At 64.5% G+C, this 26,593-nt stretch carries 22 protein-coding genes and 1 pseudogene; 17 read left to right on the forward strand and 6 right to left on the reverse strand.

Going from position 1 to position 26,593, the window contains the following annotated elements:
• Positions 1 to 6 precede the first annotated feature (6 nt).
• The 16 genes and pseudogenes from MKD50_RS09930 (at position 7) to alaC (ending at position 18,977) form a co-directional block, all read left to right on the forward strand.
• Positions 7 to 1,452, forward strand: coding sequence for an FAD-binding oxidoreductase (locus MKD50_RS09930; RefSeq protein ID WP_252667024.1), 1,446 nt, complete (start codon positions 7 to 9; stop codon positions 1,450 to 1,452).
• Between the two features lie 159 nt (positions 1,453 to 1,611).
• The gene (locus MKD50_RS09935) at positions 1,612 to 2,700 is read left to right on the forward strand and encodes an MBL fold metallo-hydrolase (protein ID WP_252667025.1); all 1,089 of its coding nucleotides are present in this window, start codon (positions 1,612 to 1,614) and stop codon (positions 2,698 to 2,700) included.
• Between the two features lie 752 nt (positions 2,701 to 3,452).
• On the forward strand, positions 3,453 to 4,244 hold the full coding sequence (locus tag MKD50_RS09940) for an ABC transporter permease (RefSeq protein ID WP_252667026.1): 792 nt from the start codon (positions 3,453 to 3,455) through the stop codon (positions 4,242 to 4,244).
• Complete coding sequence (locus tag MKD50_RS09945; protein WP_111520272.1) at positions 4,241 to 4,903, forward strand: ABC transporter ATP-binding protein; 663 nt, start codon at positions 4,241 to 4,243, stop codon at positions 4,901 to 4,903. Before MKD50_RS09940 ends, MKD50_RS09945 begins: the two co-directional genes overlap by 4 nt.
• Positions 4,900 to 6,033 carry a KpsE/RkpR family capsule polysaccharide export protein gene (locus MKD50_RS09950; protein WP_111520271.1) on the forward strand — a complete coding sequence of 378 codons (1,134 nt, stop codon included), beginning with the start codon at positions 4,900 to 4,902 and terminating at the stop codon, positions 6,031 to 6,033. Before MKD50_RS09945 ends, MKD50_RS09950 begins: the two co-directional genes overlap by 4 nt.
• A 3-nt stretch (positions 6,034 to 6,036) precedes the next feature.
• Positions 6,037 to 7,791, forward strand: coding sequence for a polysaccharide biosynthesis/export family protein (locus tag MKD50_RS09955; protein WP_252667027.1), 1,755 nt, complete (start codon positions 6,037 to 6,039; stop codon positions 7,789 to 7,791).
• Positions 7,792 to 7,793: 2 nt separating this feature from the next.
• Positions 7,794 to 10,058, forward strand: a complete 2,265-nt coding sequence (locus MKD50_RS09960; RefSeq protein ID WP_252667028.1) for a capsular polysaccharide export protein, LipB/KpsS family — start codon at positions 7,794 to 7,796, stop codon at positions 10,056 to 10,058.
• 13 nt (positions 10,059 to 10,071) lie between these two features.
• On the forward strand, positions 10,072 to 10,680 hold the full coding sequence (locus MKD50_RS09965; RefSeq protein ID WP_252667029.1) for an acyltransferase: 609 nt from the start codon (positions 10,072 to 10,074) through the stop codon (positions 10,678 to 10,680).
• A gap of 4 nt (positions 10,681 to 10,684) precedes the next feature.
• Positions 10,685 to 10,804, forward strand: a pseudogene (locus tag MKD50_RS09970) (3-deoxy-8-phosphooctulonate synthase); the annotation flags it as partial.
• A 37-nt stretch (positions 10,805 to 10,841) separates the two neighbouring features.
• On the forward strand, positions 10,842 to 11,804 hold the full coding sequence (locus MKD50_RS09975; RefSeq protein WP_252667030.1) for a KpsF/GutQ family sugar-phosphate isomerase: 963 nt from the start codon (positions 10,842 to 10,844) through the stop codon (positions 11,802 to 11,804).
• Positions 11,788 to 13,908, forward strand: a complete 2,121-nt coding sequence (locus MKD50_RS09980; RefSeq protein ID WP_252667031.1) for a capsule polysaccharide biogenesis protein — start codon at positions 11,788 to 11,790, stop codon at positions 13,906 to 13,908. Before MKD50_RS09975 ends, MKD50_RS09980 begins: the two co-directional genes overlap by 17 nt.
• Positions 13,909 to 13,973: 65 nt before the next feature.
• Positions 13,974 to 15,404, forward strand: a complete 1,431-nt coding sequence (locus MKD50_RS09985) for a capsule polysaccharide biogenesis protein (RefSeq protein ID WP_252667032.1) — start codon at positions 13,974 to 13,976, stop codon at positions 15,402 to 15,404.
• Positions 15,405 to 15,539: 135 nt separating this feature from the next.
• A complete protein-coding gene (locus MKD50_RS09990; RefSeq protein ID WP_252667033.1) occupies positions 15,540 to 16,247 on the forward strand; it encodes a PadR family transcriptional regulator in 708 nt (235 codons plus the stop codon).
• A gap of 78 nt (positions 16,248 to 16,325) precedes the next feature.
• On the forward strand, positions 16,326 to 17,153 hold the full coding sequence (locus MKD50_RS09995) for a siderophore-interacting protein (RefSeq protein WP_252667034.1): 828 nt from the start codon (positions 16,326 to 16,328) through the stop codon (positions 17,151 to 17,153).
• 79 nt (positions 17,154 to 17,232) lie between these two features.
• Positions 17,233 to 17,625: a hypothetical protein gene (locus tag MKD50_RS10000; RefSeq protein ID WP_115700324.1), complete on the forward strand. Its 393-nt coding sequence runs from the start codon at positions 17,233 to 17,235 to the stop codon at positions 17,623 to 17,625.
• 122 nt (positions 17,626 to 17,747) lie between these two features.
• Entirely contained in the window at positions 17,748 to 18,977 is a 1,230-nt protein-coding gene (alaC, locus tag MKD50_RS10005) for an alanine transaminase (protein WP_115700326.1), read from the forward strand.
• A 13-nt stretch (positions 18,978 to 18,990) separates the two neighbouring features.
• On the opposite strand, the gene MKD50_RS10010 is transcribed toward alaC, so the two are convergent.
• From MKD50_RS10010 to MKD50_RS10035, 6 genes are all read right to left on the reverse strand, one after another.
• Positions 18,991 to 19,656, reverse strand: a complete 666-nt coding sequence (locus tag MKD50_RS10010) for a Crp/Fnr family transcriptional regulator (RefSeq protein WP_252667035.1) — start codon at positions 19,654 to 19,656, stop codon at positions 18,991 to 18,993.
• A gap of 14 nt (positions 19,657 to 19,670) precedes the next feature.
• On the reverse strand, positions 19,671 to 20,798 hold the full coding sequence (locus tag MKD50_RS10015) for an enoyl-CoA hydratase/isomerase family protein (protein WP_252667036.1): 1,128 nt from the start codon (positions 20,796 to 20,798) through the stop codon (positions 19,671 to 19,673).
• 9 nt (positions 20,799 to 20,807) lie between these two features.
• Complete coding sequence (locus MKD50_RS10020) at positions 20,808 to 21,578, reverse strand: enoyl-CoA hydratase (RefSeq protein WP_252667037.1); 771 nt, start codon at positions 21,576 to 21,578, stop codon at positions 20,808 to 20,810.
• Positions 21,575 to 22,480, reverse strand: a complete 906-nt coding sequence (mmsB, locus tag MKD50_RS10025) for a 3-hydroxyisobutyrate dehydrogenase (protein ID WP_252667038.1) — start codon at positions 22,478 to 22,480, stop codon at positions 21,575 to 21,577. Before mmsB ends, MKD50_RS10020 begins: the two co-directional genes overlap by 4 nt.
• A gap of 250 nt (positions 22,481 to 22,730) precedes the next feature.
• Positions 22,731 to 24,254, reverse strand: a complete 1,524-nt coding sequence (locus MKD50_RS10030) for a CoA-acylating methylmalonate-semialdehyde dehydrogenase (RefSeq protein WP_252667039.1) — start codon at positions 24,252 to 24,254, stop codon at positions 22,731 to 22,733.
• A gap of 39 nt (positions 24,255 to 24,293) precedes the next feature.
• On the reverse strand, positions 24,294 to 25,427 hold the full coding sequence (locus MKD50_RS10035; protein WP_115664645.1) for an acyl-CoA dehydrogenase family protein: 1,134 nt from the start codon (positions 25,425 to 25,427) through the stop codon (positions 24,294 to 24,296).
• Between the two features lie 151 nt (positions 25,428 to 25,578).
• Here MKD50_RS10035 and MKD50_RS10040 point away from each other — a divergent pair, with 151 nt between their 5' ends.
• Positions 25,579 to 26,592 carry an AraC family transcriptional regulator gene (locus MKD50_RS10040; RefSeq protein WP_252667040.1) on the forward strand — a complete coding sequence of 338 codons (1,014 nt, stop codon included), beginning with the start codon at positions 25,579 to 25,581 and terminating at the stop codon, positions 26,590 to 26,592.
• The last annotated feature ends 1 nt before the right edge of the window (position 26,593 follow it).

Here is a 26,593-nt window from a genome sequence, read left to right on the forward strand (position 1 = left end):
ATCGCCATGACCGCCGAGCTACCGACCCCAGACACCACCTTGCGCGCGATGCAGGCCATTGTCGGCGCCCACGCCTGCCGCAGCGGCGACGCCGATACGCAAGCCTACGTCACCGACTATCGCGGCATCTATCGCGGCCAGGCCCAGGTGGTGGTGCTGCCGGCTTCGACGGAGGAAGTCAGTCGCGTGCTGCAGTGGTGCCATGCGCAGCGCGTGCCGGTGGTGCCGCAGGGCGGCAATACCTCATTGATGGGCGGCGCCGTGCCGGATGACAGCGGCACCGCCGTGGTCGTCAACCTCAGCCGCATGAACCGTGTGCTGGGCATCGACCCGGTCAACGACACCATGACCGTGCAGGCCGGCGTCACGCTGAGCGCGGCCCGCAGCGCCGCAGAAGCGGAGCAGCGCCTGTTTCCGCTGCGTATCGGCTCGGAAGGGTCGTGCCAGATCGGCGGTAACCTGTCGACCAATGCCGGCGGCACCGCGGTGCTGCGCTACGGCAATATGCGCGACCTGGTGCTGGGCCTGGAGGTGGTGCTGCCCGACGGCCGCATATATTCATCGCTGCGTGGCCTGCGCAAGGACAACACCGGCTACGACCTGAAGCAGCTGTTCGTCGGCGCGGAAGGCACGCTCGGCATCATTACCGGCGCCGTGCTCAAGCTGATGCCGCAGCCGCGCAGCAGCGCCGTGGCCTTCGTCGCGGTGCCGGATCCCGCCGCTGCCGTCGCCTTGCTCGGTGAGGCGAAGTGCCTGTCCGGCCAGGCCGTGACCGCGTTCGAACTGGTCTCCCGCCCGGCGCTGGAGCTGGTGCTGGAATACCTCGGCAACGTCGCCTCGCCACTGCAGGACCGGCACGACTGGATGGTGCTGGTCGAGCTGACCTCAGGCAGCGACGCCGAAAGCCTCAACGCCACGCTGATGGAGATCCTCGAATCGGGCTTCAGCCAGGCCCTGGTGCTGGACGCCGCCGTGGCTGCCAGCCTGTCCGACGCGCAGACCTTCTGGCGCATCCGGGAAGAGATTTCCGACGCCCAGACCCGCACCGGCGGCAGCATCAAGTGCGATGTCTCGGTGCCGCTGTCGCGCATCGCCGCGTTCGTGGAAGAGGCGTCGGCACGGGTGCGGGAACTGGTGCCCGATGCGCGCATGGTGATCTACGGCCACATGGGCGACGGCAACGTCCACTTCAATCCGCTGCGGCCCAAGGAGCAGCCCGCGCGGGACTTCCTGGCGCAATGGTATGAACCGGTCTCCGCGCTGGTTGACGGCATGGCCCACGCGGAAAACGGCTCGATCTCCGCCGAGCATGGCATCGGCGTGGCCAAGCGCGACGACCTGACGCGCTACAAGTCGCAGGTGGAACTGGAACTGATGTGGCAAGTGAAGCAGGCACTGGATCCGCTGAACCTGCTCAACCCGGGCAAGGTGCTGCCGGCCCCGGGGCGCTAGCTTACTGGCGTGGCCAGCGGTGCAAAGCGGGGCAGGGCGCGCGTAGCAGGAATCGCCCATCTGGGCTAAGGTGTCAGCTATCCAGAACGCCGCCGGGCCGGGGCATCGCAGCCCACGGCCACGGCGCACAGCACGGCCGGCCCACCGGCCCAGACACCGATGACCGCCCAATCCCCCGACATCGCGCTCGCAGCTGCCCCCATCTCCCTCGAAAAGCCCGAACTCGACTACCCCTGCGGCGACGCCCCCGAACCCGGCCGTGCGCGTGAAGTCGCACCCGGCGTACTGTGGCTGCGCATGCCGATGCCGCTCGGCCTGAACCATATCAACCTGTGGGCGATCCGCGACGGCAGTGGCTGGGCAGCGGTCGATGCCGGCCTGCAGACCCCGGAAACCGCTCAGGCCTGGCGCGCGCTGTTCGCCGAAGGCGGCGCGCTAGACGGCGGGTTGACCCGCCTGTTCGTCACCCATATGCATCCCGACCACATTGGCATGGCCGGCTGGCTGACCGGCAAGTTCGACTGCCAGCTGTGGATGACGCGGCTCGAATACCTGATGTGCCGCGTGCTGGCCGCCGATACCGGCCGCGCCGCGCCTGACGACGCCATCGCGTTCTATCGCAAGGCCGGCTGGGACGAGGAGGCGATCGAGGTGTACCGCACCCGCTTCGGCGGCTTCGGCAAATACGTGCACGCCTTGCCGGAAAGCTTCCGCCGGCTGTCCGACGGCGATACCGTCCGCATCGGCGCACACGACTGGCAGGTCATCGTCGGCACCGGCCATTCCCCCGAACATGCCTGCCTGTACTGCCCGGCGCTGAAGCTGCTGGTATCGGGCGACCAGGTGCTGCCGCGCATCTCGTCCAATGTATCCGTGTTCCCCACCGAACCCGACGCCGACCCGATGGCCGACTGGCTAGCCTCGCTCGACAAAGTCCGCGCCGCCGTGCCGGACGACGTGCTGGTGCTGCCGGCGCACAACGAGCCGTTCCGCGGCCTGCATGCGCGGATCGACTATCTGCGCGCCAGCCAGATGCAGGCGCTGGACCGCCTGCGCGGCGCGCTGGCTGAACCCAGGCGGGCGGTGGATGTGTTTGGGGAATTGTTCTCGCGGCCGATTACGGGGAGTGGCGGGCTGCTGGGGATGGCGACGGGGGAGAGTGTTGCGCATCTGAACTACTTGCTGGCGCGGGGGGAGGCGGTGCGGGAGGTTGGGGCAGACGGATGCTATTGGTACCGGATGGCTTGACCTCATAGCGGCGAGTCCAGAAGCTCCCCAACCTGATCCTACATGCCCTGCGCCGCCCCAGGCGGAGGGTGCAACCCATGGCGCGATTCGATTGATGTGCGGGAACGATCCGCATGGATGCGGTCGGCCACTCTGCGAAAACGGCGGATGCTGGGGGTGATATTCACCTTGGCGGGGTAGGGGAATACCTCGAGGGCAAGGCGTGACAGGCCGGGATTCTATAAGCGCTTGAAGTATTTTAAAAAACCTTGAGGCGGCGCAAAGCAAAGCATTTTTTCCGCCATTTGATTTTCCCTTTTGCATTCAAAGCGAGGAAGAACTAGGGGACTTTGGTTCACTGGAATGCGTGAAATGCCTTCGTTCCCGCGACTCCGATGCCGCGATTGTGCTGGGAATGCAACTGAGTTTTTAAGGCAATTCTGATTTTTGTGTTGGATATTGTGAGCGGTGTTCGTGCCGCTTACTATGGCGCGCTAATATAAATGCTTCGCAAAAATGGCGAGCGGCCTTCACCTCCTGCACGACAATCCAACAATGAGCGCAATAGACGGCAACAGTGACACGCGCGTGGCGGATGGCCGCATGGCAATTCGATCGCTTCGCTGTACCCCCGATATCCTTGGTTGCGCCGTGGACATTGCCCAGATCACGTTCATCCATGGCATTGCTATTGCCCCACGTGGCTCTCATAAGGACGTCACCATGGGGATCTGCGGCCGCTGTGGTATTCCTCGCCGCAATGTCGTCCCGCAATGAACCGGACTCCAGTCCGGTCGGACGTCTCCATCGCACTGTCCGTCTGGCAAGCACTGTTCCTTCGCGAGGCAAGTGCCCGTGTGGCCGCACCGCGCGCGGCCTGGATCTGGATCCTGCTTGAGCCGGCGACACACATCATTTTCCTGATGGTGGTTTTCGGCGTGGTCAGACACCAGGTCAGGCGGGATGCGAACATCGAAATGTTCATCCTCGTCGGGGTGTGGGGCTTCTTCCTGGTGCGCAATATCGCGCAACGGGGCATGGAAGCCATCAACGCCAACCAGGCCTTGTTCTCGTACCGGCAGGTACAGCCGGTCGACACGGTGCTGGTACGCGCCACGGTCGAGGCCTTCTTGTATGTCATTGTCGGGGCCGTGCTGCTGGCCGCCCTCGCGCTGCGTGATATCGATGTTCGACCCGCAGATCCACTGCTTGTCATGTGGTCGGCGTTCCTGCTGTGGGCGTTCGGGCTGGGCCTGGGCTTGATGTTCTCCGTCATCGGCACGCTGCTGCCGGGCCTGGGCAAGCTCATACGCATCGTCTTCACGCCGCTCTACTTTCTTTCCGCGGTCATGTATTCGGTCTCGAGCATGCCGCGGGCGATGCGCCAAGTGGTGCTGGTCAACCCGATCACGCACGGCCTTGAAGCCATGCGCAGCGGCTGGTTTGCCGCCTACCACGGCGAAGCGCATATCAGCCTGGGCTACCTGGCCTTCTGCGCGCTGGCCACGGTGTTCCTTGGCCTGGCCATGCACATGCGGTACGCAACCCGGCTGACCGCGCAATGATCGAGATCACCGATGTTCACAAGCGCTACCGCACCACCCACGGCTCGAAGTGGGTGCTGCAGGGCGTGACGCTCCGGATTCCACAGAAGAGCCGGGTGGCGCTGATCGGCGCGAACGGCGCGGGAAAGTCGACCCTGCTGCGGCTGGTGGGCGGCATCGACCAGCCCAACCGGGGCAGCATCGTCCGCAATTGCCGCGTGTCGTGGCCTCTGGGCCTGAGCGGCGGATTCCAGGGCTCGCTGAGCGGGCGCCAGAACACCAAGTTCGTCTGCCGCATCCACGGCATCCACGGCGCGCTTGCGGAGAAGCTCGAATTTGTGCGCGAGTTCTCGGAGCTGCACGACGCCTTCGAGGATCCCGTCAAGACCTATTCGTCGGGCATGCGCTCGCGGCTGGCATTCGCCATGTCGCTCGCCTTCGATTTCGATACTTACCTGGTAGATGAACTGACGGCCGTCGGCGACGCCGCGTTCAAGCGCAAGTCGCAGAAAGCCTTCGAAGACCTGGCAGGCCGTGCAGGCCTGGTGATGGTCTCGCACAGCGAATCCACCCTCAAAAATTTCTGCCAGTCGGCAGTCTGGCTGCATCAGGGCCAGGCGCACTGGTTCGATTCCGTTGAAGAGGCCCTGCACGCGTACAGGGACAGCATTCCAGCATGATGAAGACGATTACGTCGGGCGCCGCAGGGCAGATCGGGCGACTGACACGAGTGAACACCCTGAACCGGATCTGGCAGGTAGCCGTGGCGGCCTGCCTGCTTGCCGTTGTGTACTGGAGCGTGATCGCGTCCGACCTGTATGTGTCCGAAGCCCGCGTGGTGGTGGAGCGCAGCGACGGTGTGGGTGCCAGCGCCGCGGATTTCACGTCGTTGCTGGTCGGCAATACCGCTCCACAGGACTTGCTGCTGCTGCGCGAGTACCTGCTGTCGGCCGACATGCTCAAGAAGCTGGACGCCAAGCTGGGGCTGCGCAAGCACTACGCCGACAGCGGCCGCGATCCGCTGTCGCGCTTGTGGTTCGAGGATGCTTCGCTGGAGCGCTTTCATGATTACTACCTGAAACGCGTCAGCGTCGAATACGATGACTTCGCGCGCGTCCTCGTGATCCGGGTGCAGGGCTACACCTCCGAGATGGCGCATGCCATCGCGCAGGAGTTGGTCGCCGACGGCGAACGCTTCATGAACGAGATGACGCATCGCATCGCCAGCGAGCAGGTCGTCTATATCGAGAAGCAGGTACATGACCAGGGCGAGCGGCTGAAGGCAGCCCGCCAGGCGCTGGTGGCCTACCAGAACGCCAACGGCCTGGTGTCGCCGCGCGGCGAGGTGGAAAGTCTGTCCACCGTGGTCGCCAACGCCGAGGCCACCCTGGCCGAACTGCACGTCAAGCGCAACTCGCTCAAGGACGTCTTTACGCCGCAGTCGCCGGCAATCCAGCAAATCGATGCGCAGATCGCCGCAGTCGAGCGCCAGATGGCGGAGCAACGCGGCCGCATGGTCTCGACCAAGGGTCGCGGCCTGAACCGAGTGGTGGAAGAACACGACCGCCTGCAGGCCGCCGCTGAGTTTGCCTTCGACATCTACAAGACCGCGATCGGCGCACTGGAAAAGGCGCGCATAGAGGCCACGCGCAAGCTCAAGAACGTAGCGGTCGTGCAAAGCCCGACCCGGCCGGAGTATCCGCTCCAGCCCCGGCGAATCTACAACATCGTGGTGTTCGTCCTGATGACGCTGATGCTGGCAGGCGTCGTGCAACTGCTCAGCGCCATTATCCGCGACCACCGAGACTAATCCATGCTTCGAAGAATCCTTGCTATCGCGGTAGCCGCGGCCAGTCTGGCCGGCGCGCACGGCGCGCATGCCCAGGGTGGCATGCGCCTGCCGCAGTCGTCGGCCGTCGGCCCGATTGAATACGCCGCGCTGGCTGCGCAGGGCGCTACCACGCCCAGTGGTGCAGTGGTCGGCAATCCCGGCGCGATCGGCGGTATTGCCACCATCCCGGCACGTGCCGACACGCCGCTGCCAGACAGCGCGCCGCAGAACAACGACTACACCGCCAACATGGCCAGCGACGCCTTTGGCGCGCAGCTGTTCACCGGCGCCTTCAGCCGCGACAGCGCTTCCGTCTTCAATCCCAGCCATGTCATCTCCGTCGGTGACCGCATCCAGCTGCGCATCTGGAACGGATACAACGTCGATACCGTGCTGACCGTTGACGCCGGCGGCAACATTGTTTTGCCGGAAATCGGGCCGTTCCGCGTGCAGGGCATCACCAACGGCAATCTGCAGACCGCCGTCGGCAACGCACTGCGACGCGTGTTCGCGAGCAAGGTGTCGATCTACGCCAGCCTGCTGGCCGCGCAGCCGGTGCGCGTCTACGTTACCGGCGCGGTCCGCCGCCCCGGCATGTACGACGGCACCTCCAGCGACAGCGTGCTGCGCTACCTCGACCAGGCCGGCGGCATCGATCCTGACCGCGGCTCCTTCCTGGACGTTGCGATCAAGCGCGGCAACCAGACGCTGGAAGTCGTCAATCTCTATGACTTCCTGCTCAAGGGCGACCTGACCTCGCGGCAGTTGAACAACGGCGACGTCATCTTCGTCCAGTCGCGCAAGAAGACCGTCAAGGTCAGCGGCCTGGCCGAAAACGCCAAGCGCTTCGAATTCCTCGGCGAACAGGCCCGGCTCGACCAGATCGTGCACCTGGCCAAACCGCTGCCCGAAGCCACGAACGTCCGCGTGGTGCGCAATACCGGCACGGTGCGCAACGTCGAATACTTCCCGATCTCGCAGGGCAACCAGATCGACCTGCGCAACGGCGACGAAATCGAATTCACCGCCGACAAGCGGCCCGGCACCATCACCGTCCGCGTCGAAGGCGAGCACACCGGCCCGCAGGAATACGTGCTGCCGTATGGCAGCCGCATGGGTCAGCTGCTCAGCCAGGTGCATTTCACACAGGAGTCTGACAGCGAAAGCATCCAGCTCTTCCGGCAGAGCGTGAAGGCGCGCCAGAAGACGCTGCTGGGCACCACGCTCAAGAGCCTGGAATCGAGTGTGCTCACCGCGCGCTCCGGTACGGCCGAAGAAGCCCAATTGCGCAAGGAAGAAGCTGCGCTAGTGCTGCAGTGGGTCGAACGCGCCAAGAAGATCGAGCCTACAGGGCAGACGCTGATCGCGAAATCGACCACCCGAAATGATCTGCTGCTGGAAAACGGGGACATCCTGCGTATTCCCGTCAAGGATGGGCTGGTGCTTGTCAGCGGGGAAGTGCTGTTCCCCAATGCCGTTGCCTATGACAAGAGTCTGGACCTGGATGACTTTATCCAGCAGGCGGGCGGTTTCTCGCAAAACGCGGATACGTCGCGAATCATCATTGCGCATCGGGACGGGAGTTTCTCGGATGGCAAGAAGGATGATGCGGTGAAGGCGGGCGACGAGATTATGGTGTTGCCGAAGGTTGACTTCAAGACGCGGCAGTTTGCTAAGGATGTGTTTAAGATTCTTTATCAGATTGCGATTAGTGCGAAGGTTGTGCTGGGGCTATAACAATGCATATCAGTGAAAAGAAACTCACCGTTGCCATTCCGGTCCGCTGGGCAAGCGAACGTTCAGATCTGCTCGATCGGCTGACGTTCGCGAGGATGGATGCCGATTTGCCCGATGGGGTCGAGATTCTGGTTGTTGACGACGGTTCTCCGCTGGATCTTGCCGGTCGGCTCGAGGCTGAATGCAGAAAGCTTGGCTATGGCTACCATCGGTTGAAAACAGAGCATCTCCCATTTTCGATAGGCCGTACGAGAAACGCGGCGGCTCAGTGCGGACTATCCGACTACATCATGTTTCAGGATGTGGATCTCATGCCGTATGTCGGCTTCTATCGCGATGTATTGGCGGAAGCTGTCGTCAACGGGCTCGATGAATCGGCCGACAACTTCCTGATGTTCGGCGTGATTTACCTGACCGAGGGTGCAACGCAAGATTTCCGCCGGATGGCCCCCGGGTTGCGACGGCAGAAATATATTCAACTGCTGTTGCAGAACGACCAGGCGGCTATCGAAAAATTTTCGACCGGAACGTCTGTTACCGTTTGGCGACGCGATTACTTTCTCGCTACCGGCGGCAACGATCCGGATTTCAATGGCTGGGGCTATGAGGATCTCGAGTACGCGTGCCGGGCCATTCGGCGAAGAAAGAAGTTCCCATTGCCTTCCGAGTTCGCTCTCGACTATCGCAATTTTCAGTCCATCGTCGAATACAAAGGTTGGAAGAGCATTTATCGGCTGTTTGGCGATATGACCTTTCAGAAAGGAATGGTCCTGTTTCATGCTTGGCATCCGGTGGAGCATAAAAGCGACTACATGGCCGCGAAAGCCAGGAACCGTCAACTATTCGAGAAGAAGCTGGCGGACTTCAGGGACAAGGAACTTGAGCCAGATCCGCTACCCCTGCATGGCAGCGGGAAATCGCTGGTACTGAGAAACAATCCATGGGTAACCAATCGCTGGGTTGCCCCGTTTCTTGGCGAGATCGTTCATATCGATGAGGACCATCTGCCTGCCGAGACCTTCATGGAGTTCCTCAGGGAGTCCGGGTTCGACCGCGTGGTCTTTCACAACCCGTATGCCAATCCCCGGATGAGGGTCCTCTATGACCTGGTGCGAACAAACCGATTTCCTTTCCTGGTGGTTGAGCGCGGAGCGTTGCCGGATTCAGTATTCTTCGATCCGTGCGGGTTCAATGCGGACAGTTCCAGTTATGCGCCAGAAAGATGGGACAAGGAGCTTTCCAATGAAAAAAGGGCCGCCACCCTGCTGTATATCCAACGTGTCATTAGCGACGACGAAACGCTCGAGGCTCAATCGCCCAGGCTAGGCGCCGGATCTCTGCGCAAGAAGCTGAATATCGGGCGCGGCAAGAGGGTATTAGTGGCTTTTCTTCAACGTCCAACTGACACCGTGATTGAAAACTTCATGGGTCCGATGGGGAGCTATGAGAATTTCCTTCGCTTGCTTGCGAGGCTGCCTTTTGCCTTGCGACAGGATTGGGAATTGCTGGTGAAGCAGCACCCGTTAGAGACGGACGTTGTGGACATTCCCGGTGCCATCAACGTAGATCAATACAACACTAAAGATCTGCTGGATTTGAGCGATGCGATGATTGCAGTGAACTCCGGTGTCGGGGTGCTCGGACTCGCGTTTGGCAAGCTGGTTCTCCATTGTGGTCAGGCGTTCTATGGCGCCCACGGCCTCACTTATCAAGTCAGCGATGAATCCGACGCGGTTGCTGTATTGAATGGTTGCAAGCCGGATTTTGAGAAATCATTACGGTTCCTTAGCTATTTGATTAATGATTTTTACTCATTCGGCAAGTTCAAAACCAGGAAGGTGAAATGGCATGACGGCTCGTTCATGACGGCTACCACCGCGATCGATTTCTACAAGATTCGTTTTCCTGGGCGTCCCGAAATGAACAGAAGTCTGCGGGAAGCGGTAGAGGTCTCATCCGACTCGGTCTTGTTTGATCGCTATCGCGCTGCCTCCGCTCGGGCCACGACTGCGGTGAAGGCGCCTGCCGCAGTCACAGCGGGTAAGGAAATGGGCGCGAAGCCTGTGCCGGTGCGAGCGGAGGCGCCGAAGCAAGCGCCGGCGCAGGCGCCCAAGCCAGTCCGCGCTGATGCAAAGCGGGCGCCGGCGACCCAGAAACCGGCGTGGCAAAGGAAAGCGAAGAAGCTGATGAGTAATCCGGTCATGTTTTTTCGCGATTCCAGGCTCGCGGTATTCAGGGCGATCGGCAACCGCGTGATCGTCAAATAGCCCGGGGTGAGTCATGGACGGAGTAGAGCTGAAAGATGGCGGTGCCGATAATGTAGTGGACTTGTCCGAGGCGGGACCGTGCACGAATAGCGAAATTGTGATCACGGGAAGCAACAACAAAATCGTCATTGGCAAGGGTGCTGCACTCGTCAACGTCAGGATGCAGCTATTGAGCAATGGCAATTTTGTGGAAATCGGGGACAGTTGTAGGATCACCGCTTCCGTGATAATGAAACTGGTGGACCACAATTCCCTTGTGATAGGCGCCGGCACGACCATTGGCGGTTGCAACTTCATCTGTGGCGAAGGTACCGCCATATCAGTCGGCCGCGATTGCATGCTGGCATGGAATCTTGAGGTCAGAACCACCGATTCCCATGCCATCATTGATGTCGCGACCGCCCAGAGAGTTAATCCGGCCGCAGATATTGTGATTGCGGACCATGTGTGGATCGGTGCGCATGCCACGATCTTGAAGGGAGCCCATATCGGCCGCAACAGCGTTGTCTCAATACGGTCAGTGGTGACCGAAAAATTCCACGAGTCGGGACTCGTGATTGGCGGGGCGCCGGCTAGAAAATTGAGATCCGGTATTAACTGGTGCCGGCCATTGTTAGGTTGATAATTTGATTGATATCGTTCCTATCGGTCATGCGCTTCCTTTTGTGCTGTTCGGCGGCGTCAAGGTCCTGGAGTCGCGGGACCTGCCACTTCGTGCGTGCGAAGAATATGTGCGCGTGACCCAGTACTGGCACGTATAACAAGTGAGAACGCGAGAGAACGATGACTGAAATCATTGCCCTGGCACGCAATGTCGTTGCCACCGAGATCCAGGCGTTGGACCGAATGTCCAGCCGCTTCGATGCCGGATTCGAGAAGGCAGTCGAGACCGTCCTGCAGGCACGCGGCCGGGTGGTGGTGGTCGGCATGGGGAAGTCTGGACTGATTGGCAAGAAGATTGCCGCGACCATGGCGTCGACCGGTACGCCGGCATTTTTCGTGCATCCGGGAGAGGCCTTCCATGGCGACCTCGGCATGATCAAACCCATCGATGTAGTGCTGATGATCTCCAACAGTGGAGAAACGGAAGAACTGATCCGCATCCTGCCGTTTCTCGACCATCAGAGCAATCCGGTTATCGCGATGACAGGGAAAGTGCATTCGACGCTGGCGCGGCACGCGGATGTGGTGCTGGACATTTCGGTCGAGCGCGAGGCGTGCAACAACAACCTGGCGCCGACCAGTTCGACCACCGCGACGCTGGTAATGGGCGATGCCCTCGCCGTGGTGCTTTCGGCAAAGCGGCACTTCCAGCCGGAAGATTTCGCGCGATTCCATCCAGGCGGCAGCCTCGGTCGGAAGCTGCTGACCCGGGTGGCGGATGTCATGCACAAGGAACACCTGCCAGTGTGTCGTCCGGACGCATCGTTCCGAGACGTGGTGCATGTGATCAACCGTGGCCGCCTTGGCATGGCGCTGGTGATGGAGGGCGAGCACCTGCAGGGTGTTATCACAGACGGCGACGTGCGCCGCGCGTTCGACTCCGACCGCGACTACAAGGCGATCATGGCCAGGCACATCATGTCCACCGATCCCAAGACCGTATCGCAGGGCGAACGCTTCGCCGATGCGGAAGCGCGGATCCATGCCGCCAGGATTGGCGCACTGGTGGTGAAGGATAATGCGGACCGGGTCGTCGGCATTCTGCAAATCCACGATCTGGGAAGTGATGAGCCGGCCGTCTGAGGGCGCTATCGGCGTTCTTTCCCACGGCATTCGCCGTATTGAACACCTGGCCGCCTTCCTGGGCGCACCAGTGGCCCCGGTGCATCCGTGGCGAGGCGCCGCGGTAGCCTTGTCCGGCGTTGCCGCCTGGGGGCGGCGGCCCAGCGCCCGCAGGGCGCAGGCATTCGCGCAATCGCGCGGCATCGATCGCTTCCTGTGTCTCGAGGACGGTTTCCTGCGCTCGCTCCGGCCCGGAGCGTCCTCCCCGACCTGCTCGCTTGTGGTCGATGATCGCGGCATCTATTACGATGCCTCGCAACCTTCCGGGCTGGAGGCCATGATCGGCATGCCGCTGCTGCCGGCAGAGCAGCCAAGGGCGCGGCAACTGATCGAACGGTGGCGCAGCGCCGGCATCTCCAAATACAACCATGCGCAGGCCCCGTCAGCGCTGCCGGCACAGCCTTACGTGCTGGTCGTCGACCAGACCGAGAACGATGCTTCGGTACAGTTCGGCCAGGCAGACAGTGAAAGTTTCCGTCGCATGCTTGAGTCTGCGTTGAAAACCTACCCGAATTGCAGGATCGTGGTGAAGGAGCATCCCGAAGTCGCGCTGGGACGCAAGCGGGGCTATCTTGGCCAGATACTGGACCAAGGCCGTGAGGCGCGGGTGGAGCGGCTGCAGGGCGATGTGCACGTGGTGCCGCTGATCCGCAGCGCGTTCGCGGTCTTCGCGGTCACCTCGCAGGTCGGCTTCGAGGCGCTGCTGCACGGCAAGACGGTTCACACCTTTGGCATGCCATTTTATGCCGGCTGGGGTCTGACGATTGACGCCTTGCCTGCTCCCAGGAGGCGCCATCCCGTCTCTTTGGAGCAACTGGCATTTGCCGCGCTGGTCCGATACGCTCGCTATGTCCAGCCGCATACGGGCGAGCGCTGCGAGGTGGAGGACGCCATCGAATACCTGGCGCTGCAACGACGGCTGTGCCAGCAGTTTCCGCGGTACTTGCATGCGATAGGCTTTTCCAGGTGGAAGCGCAAGATCCTGAAGGATTTCCTCCAAGGCCACGCAGTCACCTTTCATCGCAACCTGCGCACGGTGCCGCAAGGTGCGACGCTGCTGCGCTGGGGCCAGTGTGTCGATGCGACGGTGCGCGCCGATCTCGCAGTGATCACGGTGGAAGATGGCTTCCTGCGGTCTGTCGGTCTTGGCGCGCAACTGGCCCGCCCGTTGTCGTGGGTGTTTGATCGGTCAGGCATCTATTACGACGCGACACGCGAGTCCGACCTCGAACGATTGCTGGCCAATTTCGATTTCGATGCCGGAATGCTCGCGCGCGCGGCGCGATTGCGCGCATCGATCATTCACGGCGGCCTGACCAAGTACAACGTGGGCTCAGGCAGCTGGAGCCGGCCCGCGGGCGTTGGCCGGGTGATGCTAGTGGTTGGCCAGGTGGAGGCTGATGCCTCGCTGCATTTGGGGGCACCCGCCATCCGCACAAACCGCGCGCTGCTTGCGGCGGTGCGTGCCGAGGAACCGGACGCGTACCTGATATACAAGCCCCATCCCGATGTCATGAGTGGCTTGCGTGGAAATCGTGACGAGGAGAGGGCGCTTGCCGCTCTATGCGACGAAGTGGTGCCGAACTGTCCGATGGACCGCGTCATCGACGCTGTCGATGGCGTCCATGTGCTGACGTCCCTAGCCGGGTTCGAGGCCCTGCTGCGTGGCAAACCGGTCACGGCACATGGTGCGCCGTTCTATGCCGGCTGGGGTCTCACGGACGATCGCTGCGAACTTCCACGCCGGCGTCGCCGCCTTTCGCTCGACATGATGGTCGCGGGCGCGCTGATTCTGTATCCCCGTTATGTCTTGCGTGATGGTAGGAACGGCTTTGCGACCCCGGAAATTGCAGTGGATCACATCCTGTCCTGGCGCAACGAGGCGCCTGCCCGTCCCGCGGGCTTCCGACGCTATTTGGTCCAGTTGCTGCTGCGTCCGTGGATGCGCTGGCGTGACGCCGCTGTGCGGCTGGGCAGCTACCGGCCCCGAGCGTCCGAAAATGCCACCCCCGCTGAGCCACAGCGAAGTGCGGCGCATCGAAGGAATGCTGCGTCAGAACAATAAACGACTGCACCACAAAGAAAGAATCTCAAATCACGGAATACGAAAGCAGCAAGAGGGTCGCCGCAATGTTGTCGTTCAGGGAGCCATCGGGAAGCATCGGCCTGCCCGGCTTGTCGCCGGGGACCGGGGCTGCCGCGCCGCAGGATCTTGCCGTACCTGTCGCAATGGAACCGGCATCCCTGGACCAGATTGCCAGGCATCGGCGCATTCTGTTGCTACAAGGCCCAAACGGCCCGTTCTTCTCGCGCCTGCGCGACCTGCTGGCAGCCAAGGGCTGCCAGGTCACCAAAATCAATTTCAATGGCGGCGACGACTTCTTTTATCGCCGCGGAGACATTGTCCGGTTCGTGCAGCCGATGGTGCAATGGGAATCCATGCTGCGCAGCCTGGTCGCACAGCGCCAGATCGAGGTGATCGCGGTATTCGGCACCAGCCGTCGTCACCACCGCATTGCTGCGAGGGTGGCCGAGCAGCTAGGCGTTGCATTCTGGGCGTTCGAGGAGGGTTACGTGCGTCCGGATTACATCACGCTGGAATGCGGCGGCGTGAATGCGGATTCCCCCCTTGCGCCGCTTGCCATTGCCGAAATTCCGGCGGTCAAGGTGCCGGCGAAACCTCGCAAGTTCCGGCATTCGTTCCGCAAGATGGCGCTGTACTCGTTTTGGTACTTTGCCGCCGGCATGGCGGGTACGCGTCGCTATCCGCATTATCAGCATCACAAGCCGTTTGGCATGCATGAACTGGTGCCGTGGATGCGGGCGGCATACCGCAAGCTGGTTTATCGCTGGCAAGAACGATCGCTGCGTGCGCAGTTGCTGGCGAGCGACCATCCGCATTTCTTCCTGGTTCCACTGCAGGTCTACAACGATAGCCAAATCCAGGTGCACAGCCCCTGGAGCCGGATCGAGGACTTCATCGAATGGACCGCGTATTCATTCGCCGAACATGCGCCGGCGGAGAGCGTGCTGGTGTTCAAGCACCATCCGATGGATCGCGGACATACCGACTACAGCGCCCTGATTGCGACATGCGCTGAACGCTTTGGTGTGCGCAGCCGTATTGTCTATGTCCACGATGCCCACCTGCCGTCGCTGCTGCACCGATGCATGGGTGTCGTGACGGTGAACTCGACGACAGGTCTGCAGGCCTTGTTCCACCGTGTTCCCGTCATTGCGCTCGGCCGCTGCTTCTATGCCAAGCCGGGTCTGACCTACCAGGGGACGCTGAATGCCTTCTGGAACGATCCTGGCGCAGTCGACATGCGCCTCTATACGCGCTTTCGCAACTACTTGGTGCGTGTGTCGCAGATCAACTCGTCTTTTTATGCGGACGACATGCTCGTGCCGCTAGCTTGGCATTGGCGCAAAGACCTGCCGAGGAAAAAACTGGTCCGACTGTTAATCGCCATGGGGCTGATAGCAGCGGATGCCTTTAGCGGTCGTAACTGGGATATCGCCTCGGCCGTGAACGTGCTGGCCCTGCTGCTGGTCGCCTGAGCGATACGCTCGACGGCCTGGGGTCGCTGCGCCCCGCTGCGGGGGTGACAGGGCTTGATCGGAATCGGTCAGCCTTGACTTTAGATCGTACGATATATATCGTAAGATATGTCTAGCGACATAAAGGAGAGCCTCATGCATCACCATCCCCCGCACCACCACGGCGTCGGTCCCTATCCAGACTTCCTGGGCCGGGCCTGCCATCTCATGATGCGCCTGGCTCCGCACGTGGGTCATCACGCCATGGGCCGCGGCCACGGCAGTTTCTGGGGCGGTCGCGACGATGGCGCTTTCGGTCCTGGCGGCCCCGGCGGCTTCGACGAGGAAGGCTGGCGCCGCGGCCGCAAGTTCAGCGCCGACGCCCTGCAGTTGCTGCTGCTGTCGCTGCTGGAAGAAAAGCCCAGCCATGGCTACGAACTGATCAAGGCGCTGGAAACACGCACCAACGGCTTCTACAAGCCCAGCCCCGGCGTGGTCTATCCTGCGCTGACGTACCTGGAAGAAGTCGGCTATGCCACTGTCGACACCGAAGGCAACAAGAAGCGCTACCAGTTGTCGGAGACCGGCAAGGCGCACCTGGCGGCCAACCGTGAGCGGGTCGACGTGATGGTGGCGCGGCTGCGCCATGTGGCGCGCAAGATGGAGTGGATGCGCCGGGCGATGCGGGGCGAGCAGCAGCCTGAGCCGGAGCAGGGCGGCTGGCTGCCCGAGTTGATGCAGGCACGTGCCGCGCTGAAGCAGGCGCTGGTGATGCGCAGTGAAGCGGGAGCCGACGAGCAGCGCCGCATTGCCGCGATCCTGGCGCGCGCGGCGGCAGAGATCGAAGCGGGCCCGCAGGCCTGAACCATGGCGCTGACCCTGGCATCGGCCTTCGGCAATCGTGCCCGCCAGGCGCAGGGCGCGCAGACAAGGAATTCCGATATGACGACAAACGCTACTGAACCCGCACGCAACCTGAGCGTCGAGCGCGTGCGCCATCCGCTGAAGATGCGCTTGCTGCAGGTGCTGCGCACCACGCCGGTGTCGCCGCAACTGCTGCGCGTGACGCTGGGCGGCGCCGACCTGCAGGACTTTGTCTCGGCGTCGTTCGACGATCACGTCAAGGTGTTTTTCCCGGCTGCCGGCGATGACAAGCCGGTGCTGCCGCAGGTCACCGCGGACGGCATCGCGTTCCCCGAGGGCCAGCCGCGCCCGGCGGCACGCGACTATACGCCGCGCCGCTACGATGCCTTGAAGCAGGAGCTGGACCTGGAATTCGTGCTGCATGGCGATGGCCCCGCGTCGACGTGGGCGGCACAGGCGCGGCCGGGCCAGTACCTGGGCGTCGGCGGGCCGCGTGGCTCGTTTGTGGTGCCGACGGGGTTCGACTGGCACCTGCTGGTCGGCGACGATACGGCGCTGCCCGCGATTGCGCGAAGGCTGGAAGAGCTGGGCGCCGGCACCCATGCCATCGTGGTGGTGGAAGTGGGCGATGCCGCCGCGCAGATCCCGCTGCCGAGCGCCGCCAAGGCGGACGTGCACTGGCTGCATCGTGGCGATGCGCCGGAAGGCAGCCTGCTGGAAGGCGCGCTGCGCAAGCTGGCGCTGCCGCACGGCGAGGGCTATGTGTGGGCTGCCGGTGAAGGTGCGGCGATGAAGGCGGTACGCCAGTACCTGGTCACGGAGCGTGGCATCGACAAGAAGCGCATCCGCGTATCGGCCTACTGGAAGCGCGGCGACGCGGCGGTGCACGAGACGCTGGACGACTGAGCAACGCGGGCGGCACGGTGTACGCGGGCGATGTGTTGCCATAAGATGGCACGCATCGCTACTGCCTGAGGGGACTGCCGTGCTGACTGCATCCAAACCGTTGCGCGCTGCTGGCGCCGCCGCGGCATCCATAGCGCTGCTCGCCGCCTGTGCGCCGGACGCCGTGCGCAACCGCCAGGCCACCGACTTCAATGCTTATCTCGATTCGCTGAAGACCGCGTGCCCGAACATGATCGTCGGGACGAACAATATCAGCGAGTGGCTGCGCACCAGCGGCAGTCGCAGCGACGACGACTACGTCTACTGGCTGGACCAGACCTCGCGCCTGTACTACCAGCGCATCTCCGCGCAGCAGTACCGCGATTCGGTCAGTGCGGCGCTGGGTGGGCGCTCCGATTCCCCCGCGCTGGACTGCATCGTGCGCCATCTGCCCGCGAACCGGCCGACCGGTCTGCCGGGCGGCAGGCTCTAGGCAATCTGCACATGGCCGTTGTGCAATCTTTGCATCCCCGCTAACATGAGTCCCCGGCAGACGAGACAAAGTTTGCCGACGTCGCTCGGACGGTTCCGGGCGCTTACGTAAAGGACTCCCTCATGACTGCCGCTTCCTCCGGCAAGCGCCGCTTTGCGCGCATCGATCGCCTTCCCCCGTACGTTTTCAATATCACCGCCGAGCTGAAGATGGCCGCACGCCGCCGTGGCGAGGACATCATCGACATGAGCATGGGCAATCCCGATGGCGCCACGCCGGCGCATATCGTGGCCAAGCTCACCGAAGCGGCGCAGCGACCCGATACGCACGGCTATTCGGCATCCAAGGGCATTCCCCGGCTGCGCCGCGCGATCTCGCACTGGTATCGCCAGCGCTATGACGTCGACATCGATGCGGATACCGAGGCCATCGTCACCATCGGCTCCAAGGAAGGCCTCGCGCACCTGATGCTGGCCACGCTGGATCGCGGCGACACCGTGTTGGTGCCCGATCCCAGCTATCCGATCCACATCTACGGCGCGGTGATTGCCGGGGCCGATATCCGCTCGGTGCCGCTGGTGCCTGGCATCGACTTCTTTGCCGAGCTGGAGCGCGCCATCCGCGGCAGCTATCCCAAGCCCAAGATGATCGTGCTGGGATTCCCGTCCAACCCGACGGCGCAATGCGTGGAGCTGGACTTCTTCGAGCGGGTGATCGCGCTGGCGCGCAAGCACGATATCTTCGTGGTGCACGACCTGGCCTACGCCGACATTGTCTTCGATGGCTGGAAGGCCCCGTCGATCATGCAGGTGCCGGGCGCCAAGGACATTGCGGTGGAGTTCTTCACGCTGTCCAAGAGCTACAACATGGCGGGGTGGCGCGTGGGCTTCATGGTCGGCAACCCGGACCTGGTGGCGGCGCTGACGCGCATCAAGAGCTATCACGACTACGGCACCTTCACGCCGCTGCAGATCGCGGCCATTGCCGCGCTCGAAGGCGACCAGCAATGCGTCAGCGACATCGCCGCGCAATACCAGTCGCGCCGCGACGTGCTGGCGCGCGGGCTGATCGAGGCCGGCTGGCCGGTGGAGATCCCGAAGGCCTCGATGTATATCTGGGCGCGGATTCCCGAGCCGTACCGCGCGCTGGGCTCGCTGGAGTTCTCGAAGCAGTTGCTGGCCAAGGCCAAGGTATCGGTGTCGCCGGGCATCGGTTTTGGCGACTATGGCGACGAGTACGTGCGCTTTGCCCTGATCGAAAATGAATCGCGCATCCGGCAGGCGGTGCGCGGCATCAAGGCGATGTTCCGGGCGGACGGGCTGGTAAAGCCGGCTTCGGCGGCGCAGCCGTGATTCGGCGCCGCTCTCAGTAGCGACGCAGCGCGTCCAGGTCGAGCACACGCACGGCGCCGTGCTCGACCGCCAGCAAGCCTTCGCCCTCCAGCACCTTGAGCGCGGCATTGGCACGCTGGCGCGAAATCCCCGCCAGCAGTCCCACTTCCTCCTGCGTCAGGTGCAGCGCCGGACCCAGACCCGGGCACAGCACCGGGTTGAACAGCGTCGCCAGCGCCCGCGCGACGCGGCCCTCGATGCCATGCAGCCGTTCATGCTCGACGGTGGCGATAAACAGGCCGAGCCGTTCGTTGAGCTGGTCGAGCAGGTAGCGGTTGAAGGGCAGGCTGGTTTCCTGCAACCAGCGGAACGTGGCACCGGGCATGCAGGCGATGCGTGAGTCGCGCAGCGCCACCACGTCATAGCGCAGCGCCTCGCGCTTGAGCAGGGAACCTTCGCCGAGCCAGCCGCCGGCCGGCACGCCAGTGAGCGTGGCACGCTTGCCGGACGGCGAGGCGCAATGCACCTTGACCAGGCCTTCGGCGACGCCCAGCCAGCTGTCGGCCCGGTCGCCCTTGCGAATGACATAAGCGCCTTGCGGCACCGCGCGCTCGCGCACCTCGGCGCGCACGCGGTCGCGTTGCTCCGGTGTCAGTGCCGCGGCCCAGGGGCTGCGCGCCAGCAGCGCGTCGAGGCTCACGGCAGCGCATCCGCTCAGCGGTGCAGGGCCAGCGGCTGCTCGCCCGGCGCCCACCACGGGCGCAACAGCGCCTGGACCTGGGCATCGTCCACCGCGTCATAGCTGGTGACGCGCCAGCGCGGGGCGTTGTCCTTGTCGACGATCAGCGCGCGTACACCCTCGACGAAATCGCCTTGCGCGAAGGTGTTGACCACCACCGCCAGTTCCATGCGGAAGCAGTCGGCCAGGTCCATCCTGCGCCCGCGCAGCAGCAGCTCGCGCGTGGCGCACGCGGACAGCGGCGACCGGGTGCGCAGCACGTCGATGGTACGGGTGGCCCATGCGGTGTAGGCGGGGTCGTCCTGGCAAGCCAGGCCGGCCAGGATCTCCGGCAGCGTGGCGTGTCCCGCGAAATGCTGCAGCAGGGCCGGCAGCACTTGCAGCAGCGGAGCGTCGGCGGCGCTGGCAACGGGCTCGCGCACCAGCGCACGGCGCAGGTCCGCGAGCGTGTCATGGCCCCACTCGATGCCGGCAAGGGTTTGCTCCAGCCCGGCCAGCGTGGCGCTGTCCACCGCCGCATCGGCCAGTCCGCACAGCAAGGCGTCGGCCGCGCCGATGCTCACGCCGGTCAGGCCCAGATAGAGCGCCAGCGGCAGCGGCAGCTTCGACAGGAAGTGGCTGGCCCCCACATCCGGCACCAGGCCGATGCCGGTCTCGGGCATGGCCACGCGCGAGCGCTCGGTCACCAGGCGCAGGTGCGCGGCCTGTGCCAGGCCCATGCCGCCGCCCATGACGATGCCATCCATCATCGCCACCAGCGGCTTGGGATAGCGGTGCAGGCGGTAGTCCAGCGTGTATTCGTCGATAAAGAAGCGCCGGTGCAGCGGCGTGCCGTCGCGGTAGCTGTCGGTCAGCGCGCGGATATCGCCGCCGGCGCAGAAGGCCTTTGGGCCCGCGCCCCGCAGCACCACCGCTCGGATGGCATCATCGTCGGCCCAGGCATCGACCTGCGCACCCAGCGCAACGATCATCGGGTACGACAAGGCATTGAGCTGGCGCGGCCGGTTCAGCGTGGCGATGCCGACGCCGTTGACTACCTGGAACAGCACCTCCGGCTCAGCCACATCCAGGTTGGCGGCCTTGGTTTCTTCGGTCAGGCGCATGGCGCGCTCCTAGGCGTTGCGCCATTGCGGCGCGCGTTTCTCGAGGAAGGCGTTGACGCCTTCGCGCTGGTCGGCATCGTCGAAGAGGTCGACAAAGCGCTCGCGCTCCAGCGCCAGCGCGGCCTGGCGCGGCACGCCCTGGTGCGCCAGGTGTACCAGCCGCTTGCTGTGCGCGGCGGCACGCGGGCTGACCTTGCCGGCGCGTTCGGCCATTGCCAGCGCGGTGGCAAGGGCCTGGCCGCGCGGCACGACTTCCTCCACCAGCCCGATGCGCAGCGCGGTGGCCGCGTCGACGCGCTCGTTGGTCAGGATCATGCGCTTGGCCCAGCCTTCGCCCACCAGCCACGGCAGCGTCTGCGTGCCGCAGCCGCACGGCAGCAGCCCCACGGCGGCTTCGGGCAGCGCCATCTGCGCCTGCTCCTCGGCAATGCGGATATCGCAGGCCAGCGCGCATTCCAGCCCGCCGCCCATGGCATAGCCGTTGATCGCGGCAATCACCACCGGACGCGCATTCTGCAGCGCTTCGAAGGCGCTGCCGAACTGCTGCGCCATCACGCGCGCGTGGGCGCGGTCGCCTTCGGCAAAGCCGTTCAGGTCGGCGCCGGCGCTGAAGAATTTTTCGCCGGCTCCGGTGATGACCACGGCGCGGACTTCCGGGTTGCCATCGATCCGTGCCACCAGCTCGCGCAACTGTTGCAGGCCTTCGGCGGTGAACGCGTTGGCGGGCGGGCGGCTCAGCGTCAGCGTGGCGACGTGGCCGTGCAGGGCAAACTCGATCATTGCTGGTGCTCCTTGTCCGCGGCGGACAGGTACTGGCGGATCACGCCGGAGAAGTCGAGATGGCCGTCGCCGGCGTGGCTCACGGCCTGGTAGACCTGCTGCGCCAGCGCGCCCAGGAACAGCGGCTGCTTCACGCTGCGCGCAGCGTCATTGGCCAGGCCCAGGTCCTTGAGCATCAGGTCGGCGCCAAAGCCGCCGCTGTAGCCGCGGCCGGCCGGCGCGGTTTCGATCACGCCGGGCCATGGGTTGCAGGTATCGGAAGCCCAGCAGCGGCCGGTGGAGGTATTGACGATGCCCGCCAGCACATTGGCATCGATGCCGAGCTTGACACCCAGCGCCATCGCTTCGGAGACGCCGATCATGGAGATGCCCAGGATCAGGTTATTGCAGATCTTGGCGACCTGGCCGGTGCCGGTGCCGCCGCAGTGGACCAGGTTGCGGCCCATGCCGGCCAGCACGGGGCGCACCTGCGCGAACAGCGCTTCGCTGGCGCCGACCATGAAGGTCAGCGTGCCGGCCTGCGCGCCGACGGTGCCGCCGGACACCGGCGCATCGGCCAGCGCATTGCCGTGGGCCTCGGCCGCGGCGGCCAGTTCACGCACGGTGGCGGGGTCGATGGTGCTGGAGTCGACCAGCGGCACGCCGGGCCGCACGCCGGCGAGCACGCCGTCTTCGCCAAGGTAGGCGCTGCGTACATGGGCGGCCGCCGGCAGCATGGTGATGACGAATTCCGCCTCGGCCACCGCCTTGCGCGCCGAGTCGGCGCTGCCCGCGCCCTCGGCGCACAGCGATGCCACCGCGGCGGCGTTCAGGTCGAATACGGTCAGCGTGTGACCGGCCTTGAGCAGGTTGCGCGCCATGGGCGCGCCCATGTTGCCCAGGCCGATGAAGGCGATATGCATGGGTGTCTCCTTGCTACGGTTGTTCGCGTCCCGCGTGTTTTCTCCCCTCTCCCGCTTGCGGGAGAGGGGCGGGGGTGAGGGCGGGAGGATCAAGTGGCTACTGCTGCAGTCCAATGCCATCTGGCATTCGCATGCAGCGGTGTGTTGTTGTGGCAGTACTGCCAGCGCCTGCCCTCTCCCCCAACCCCTCTCCCGCAAGCGGGAGAGGGGAGCCAACCGGCGGGATGGAGAGCGCTGCGGCGATGAACCCTTACTTCAGGCTGATCGTCGTATTCACCCCATCATTCACCGTGGCGTCGTCAAACCAGCGCGCCGTCACCGTCTTGGTCTGCGTGTAGAACTGCACCACCTGCTTGCCGTACGGCCCCAGGTCGCCCAGCTTGGAGCCGCGCGAGCCCGTGAAGCTGAAATAGGGCACCGGCACCGGGATGGGGATGTTGATGCCAACCTGGCCGACGTCGATCTCGCTCTGGAACTTGCGCGCCGCGGCGCCGCTCTGCGTGAACACACCGGTGCCGTTGCCGAACGGGTTGCGGTTGACCAGCGCGATGGCGTCGTCCAGCGTGTCGACGCTGATCACCACCAGCACGGGTCCGAAGATCTCTTCGGTGTAGATCGACATGTCGGTCTTCACGTCGGTGAAGATGGTCGGGCCGATGAAGTTGCCCTGCGGATATCCCGGGACTTCCACGCCGCGACCGTCCAGCACCAGCGTGGCGCCTTCGCGCTCGCCGGCGGCGATCAGGCCGAGAATGCGCTCTTTGGCCGCGACCGAAACCACCGGACCGACATCGGTGCTCGGCTCGGCGCCGGCGCCGACCTTGAGCGACTTGGCGCGCGCTACCAGGTCGGGCACCCAGTCACGCGCCGCGCCCACCAGCACCACCACGGACGTGGCCATGCAGCGCTGGCCGGCCGCGCCGAAGCCGGCGCCCGCCAGGGCATTCAGGGTCTGTTCCTTGTGCGCGTCGGGCAGCACCACCGCGTGGTTCTTGGCGCCCATCATCGACTGCACGCGCTTGCCGTGCGCGCCGGCGAGGTTGTAGACGTGGGTGCCGACGGCGGTGGAACCGACGAACGACACCGCCTTGATGTCCGGGTGCGTGCACAGCGCGTCGACCACGTCCTTGGCGCCGTGGACGACGTTCAGCACGCCCGGCGGCACGCCGGCTTCCAGCGCCAGCTTGACCAGCTCCATGGTCGACAGCGGATCCTGCTCGGACGGCTTGAGCACGAAGGTATTGCCGCACACGATCGCCATCGGGAACATCCACAGCGGGATCATCGCCGGGAAGTTGAACGGGGTGATGCCGGCGCAGACGCCGATCGGCTGCTGCAGCGTGTAGGTGTCGACGGTGGCGGCGACGTTCTCGGCGAAGCCGCCTTGCTGCAGCGTGCCGATGGAGCAGGCGTGCTCGACCACCTCCAGCCCGCGGAAGATGTCGCCTTCGGCATCGGCCAGGGTCTTGCCTTGCTCGGCGGTCAGGATCGCGGCGATGCGCTTGCTGTGCTCGCGGATCAGCGCCTGGAAGCGCAGCATGATGCGCAGCCGCGCGCCGATCGGGGTGTGGCGCCAGGTGGCAAAGGCGCGGTGCGCGGCGCCCACGGCTGCCGCGACTTCGCTGGCGGTGGCAAGCGGCACGCGCGCCAGCACTTCCTGCGTCGCGGGGTTGACCACGTTGCGGAATTCAGTGGCGGACGAGTCCACCCATTCGCCGTTGATCAGCAGCGGAACGGTCGGCGCGGCAGTGGCGGTGTTGGGCACGGCAGTCATGGTTGTCTCCGGAGGATGTTGTTGTGCAAGGGAAGAGGGTCAGAGGCTGCGCGCGATCAGCATGCGCTGGATCTCGCTGGTGCCTTCGTAGATCTGGGTAATGCGGGCGTCGCGGTAATGGCGCTCGACCGGATAGTCTTCAAGGTAGCCATAGCCGCCGTGGATCTGCAGCGCCTTGGAGCACACGCGCTCGGCCAGTTCCGACGCATACAGCTTGGCCTGCGAGGCTTCGGAAAGGCACGGCACCCCCTCGCTGCGCATGCGCGCGGCGCGATGCACCAGCAGCCGCGCGGCATTCAGTTCGGTGGCCATGTCGGCCAGCATGTTGGCGATGGGAGGATGCTCGCGCAGCGCCCGGCCGAACTGGATGCGCTCGGACGCGTAGCGGCATGCGGCCTCGAAGGCCGAGCGGGCGATGCCGATTGCCTGTGCGGCGATGCCGATGCGTCCGCCCTCCAGGTTGGACAGCGCAATGCGCAGGCCCTCGCCGGGCTCGCCCAGCAGCGCGTCGTGCGGGACCACGCAGTCTTCCAGCGTGATGGCGCAGGTGTCCGAGGCACGGATGCCCAGCTTCTTTTCCGGGGCGTGGACGATAAAACCTGGCGTGTCGGTGGGCACCAGGAATGCCGAGATGCCTTTCTTGCCGCGTTCCGGTTCGGTGGCGGCAAACACCACCGCCACGCCCGCGCGCTGGCCGTTGGTGACGAACTGCTTGCTGCCGTTGAGCACCCAGCCGTTGTCGGTGAAGCGGGCGCGGGTGCGCAGGTTGTGCGCCTCGGAGCCGGCCTGCGGTTCGGTCAGGCAGAACGCGCCGATCAGCTCGCCGCTGGCCAGCCGTGCCAGGTAGCGCTCTTTCTGCGCATCGGTGCCGTAGTGCAGGATCGGCCCGCAGCCGACCGAGTTGTGCACGCTCATCATGGTCGCGCAGGCGGCGCAGCCGGCGGCAATCTCTTCGATGGCGAGCGCGTAGGCGACGTAATCGGTATAGGTGCCGCCCCATTCCTCGGGCACGATCATGCCCAGCAATCCCAGCGCGCCCATTTCGGCGACGATCTCGTCGGGAAGGCGGCCGTCGCGGTCCCATTGCGCGGCGCCGCCGGCCAGCCGCTCGGTGGCAAAGGCGCGCGCGCTGTCGCGGATCATGGTTTGCTCTTCGGTGTAGTCGCTGTGCATGGCAGATTGGGTTGGCGTTTGGAGCCGCGCTGCAACTCAGGCAGAATGCGCGCTCGGCGTTTGACCTGGGGGCAGTGTAGGAACGCCCGGGGCCGGCTCCTATGCCAAAATCCGCCAATCTTCGTGAACTCGTTTGCCACCCGCCAGCGCCATGGAAAAAGGCAGTGTCGCCATCTGTTTCGTCCACCACGCCATTGCGGGGCTGCGCGCGCGCGGCATCGACCCCGATCCGGTGCTGCGCAGCGCCGGGATTGCGCCGGCGCTGCTGACGGTGCCGCAGGCGCGGGTTTCGGCTGCCAGCTACAGCGAGCTGTGGCTGGCGGTGGCGGCGGCGCTGGATGACGAGTTCTTCGGCCAGGATTCGCGCAGCATGAAGTGCGGCAGCTTTGCCATGCTGTGCCATGCGGTGGCGGGCAGCCGCACGCTGGCGCAGGCGCTGGAGCGCATCACGCGGTACTTCCGGCTGCTGCTCGACGATATCGGCGTGCGGCTGGAGCGCCATGGCGACGAGGCCGCGCTGGTGCTGACCGCGCCGGGCGCGCACCTGGGGCGGCAGCCCGGCGTGTTTGCGCAGGAGACCATGCTGATCATGCTGCATGGCCTGATGAGCTGGCTGCTGCGGCGGCGCGTGCCGGTGCGGCTGGCGGCGTTCGCCTATGCCGAACCGCAGTACAGCGCGGAGTATCGCGTCATGTATTCGCGCCAGCTGGCCTTCGCGCAGCCGGCTACGGCGCTGGTGTTCGACGCGGCGCTGCTGGACCAGCCGGTGCGCCAGGACGAGCGCAGCCTGAAGGCGTTCCTGCGCGATGCGCCGCACAACGTGGTGGTCAAGTATTCGGACCGCAGCAGCATGGGGGCGCGCGTGCGCCGCCTGCTGCGCAACCAGCGTCCGGATCAATGGCCGACCTTCGAAGACCTGGCCGTCAGCCTGAACCTGTCGGCATCGTCATTGCGGCGCCGGCTGATGGAGGAGGGCGTGAGCTACCAGGACCTGAAGGATGCGCTGCGGCGCGACCTGGCGATCGAGGCGCTCAGCCATTCCGGTCGCCCGGTCGCCGATATCGCGGCCGAACTCGGCTTTGCCGAGCCCGGCGCGTTCCACCGGGCCTTCCGGCGCTGGACCGGATCGCGCCCGGGAGCCTACCGCCGCGTCGCGGAAGGCTGAG

The organism is Cupriavidus mimosae (assembly GCF_023952485.1).
Lineage (GTDB): Bacteria > Pseudomonadota > Gammaproteobacteria > Burkholderiales > Burkholderiaceae > Cupriavidus > Cupriavidus taiwanensis_C.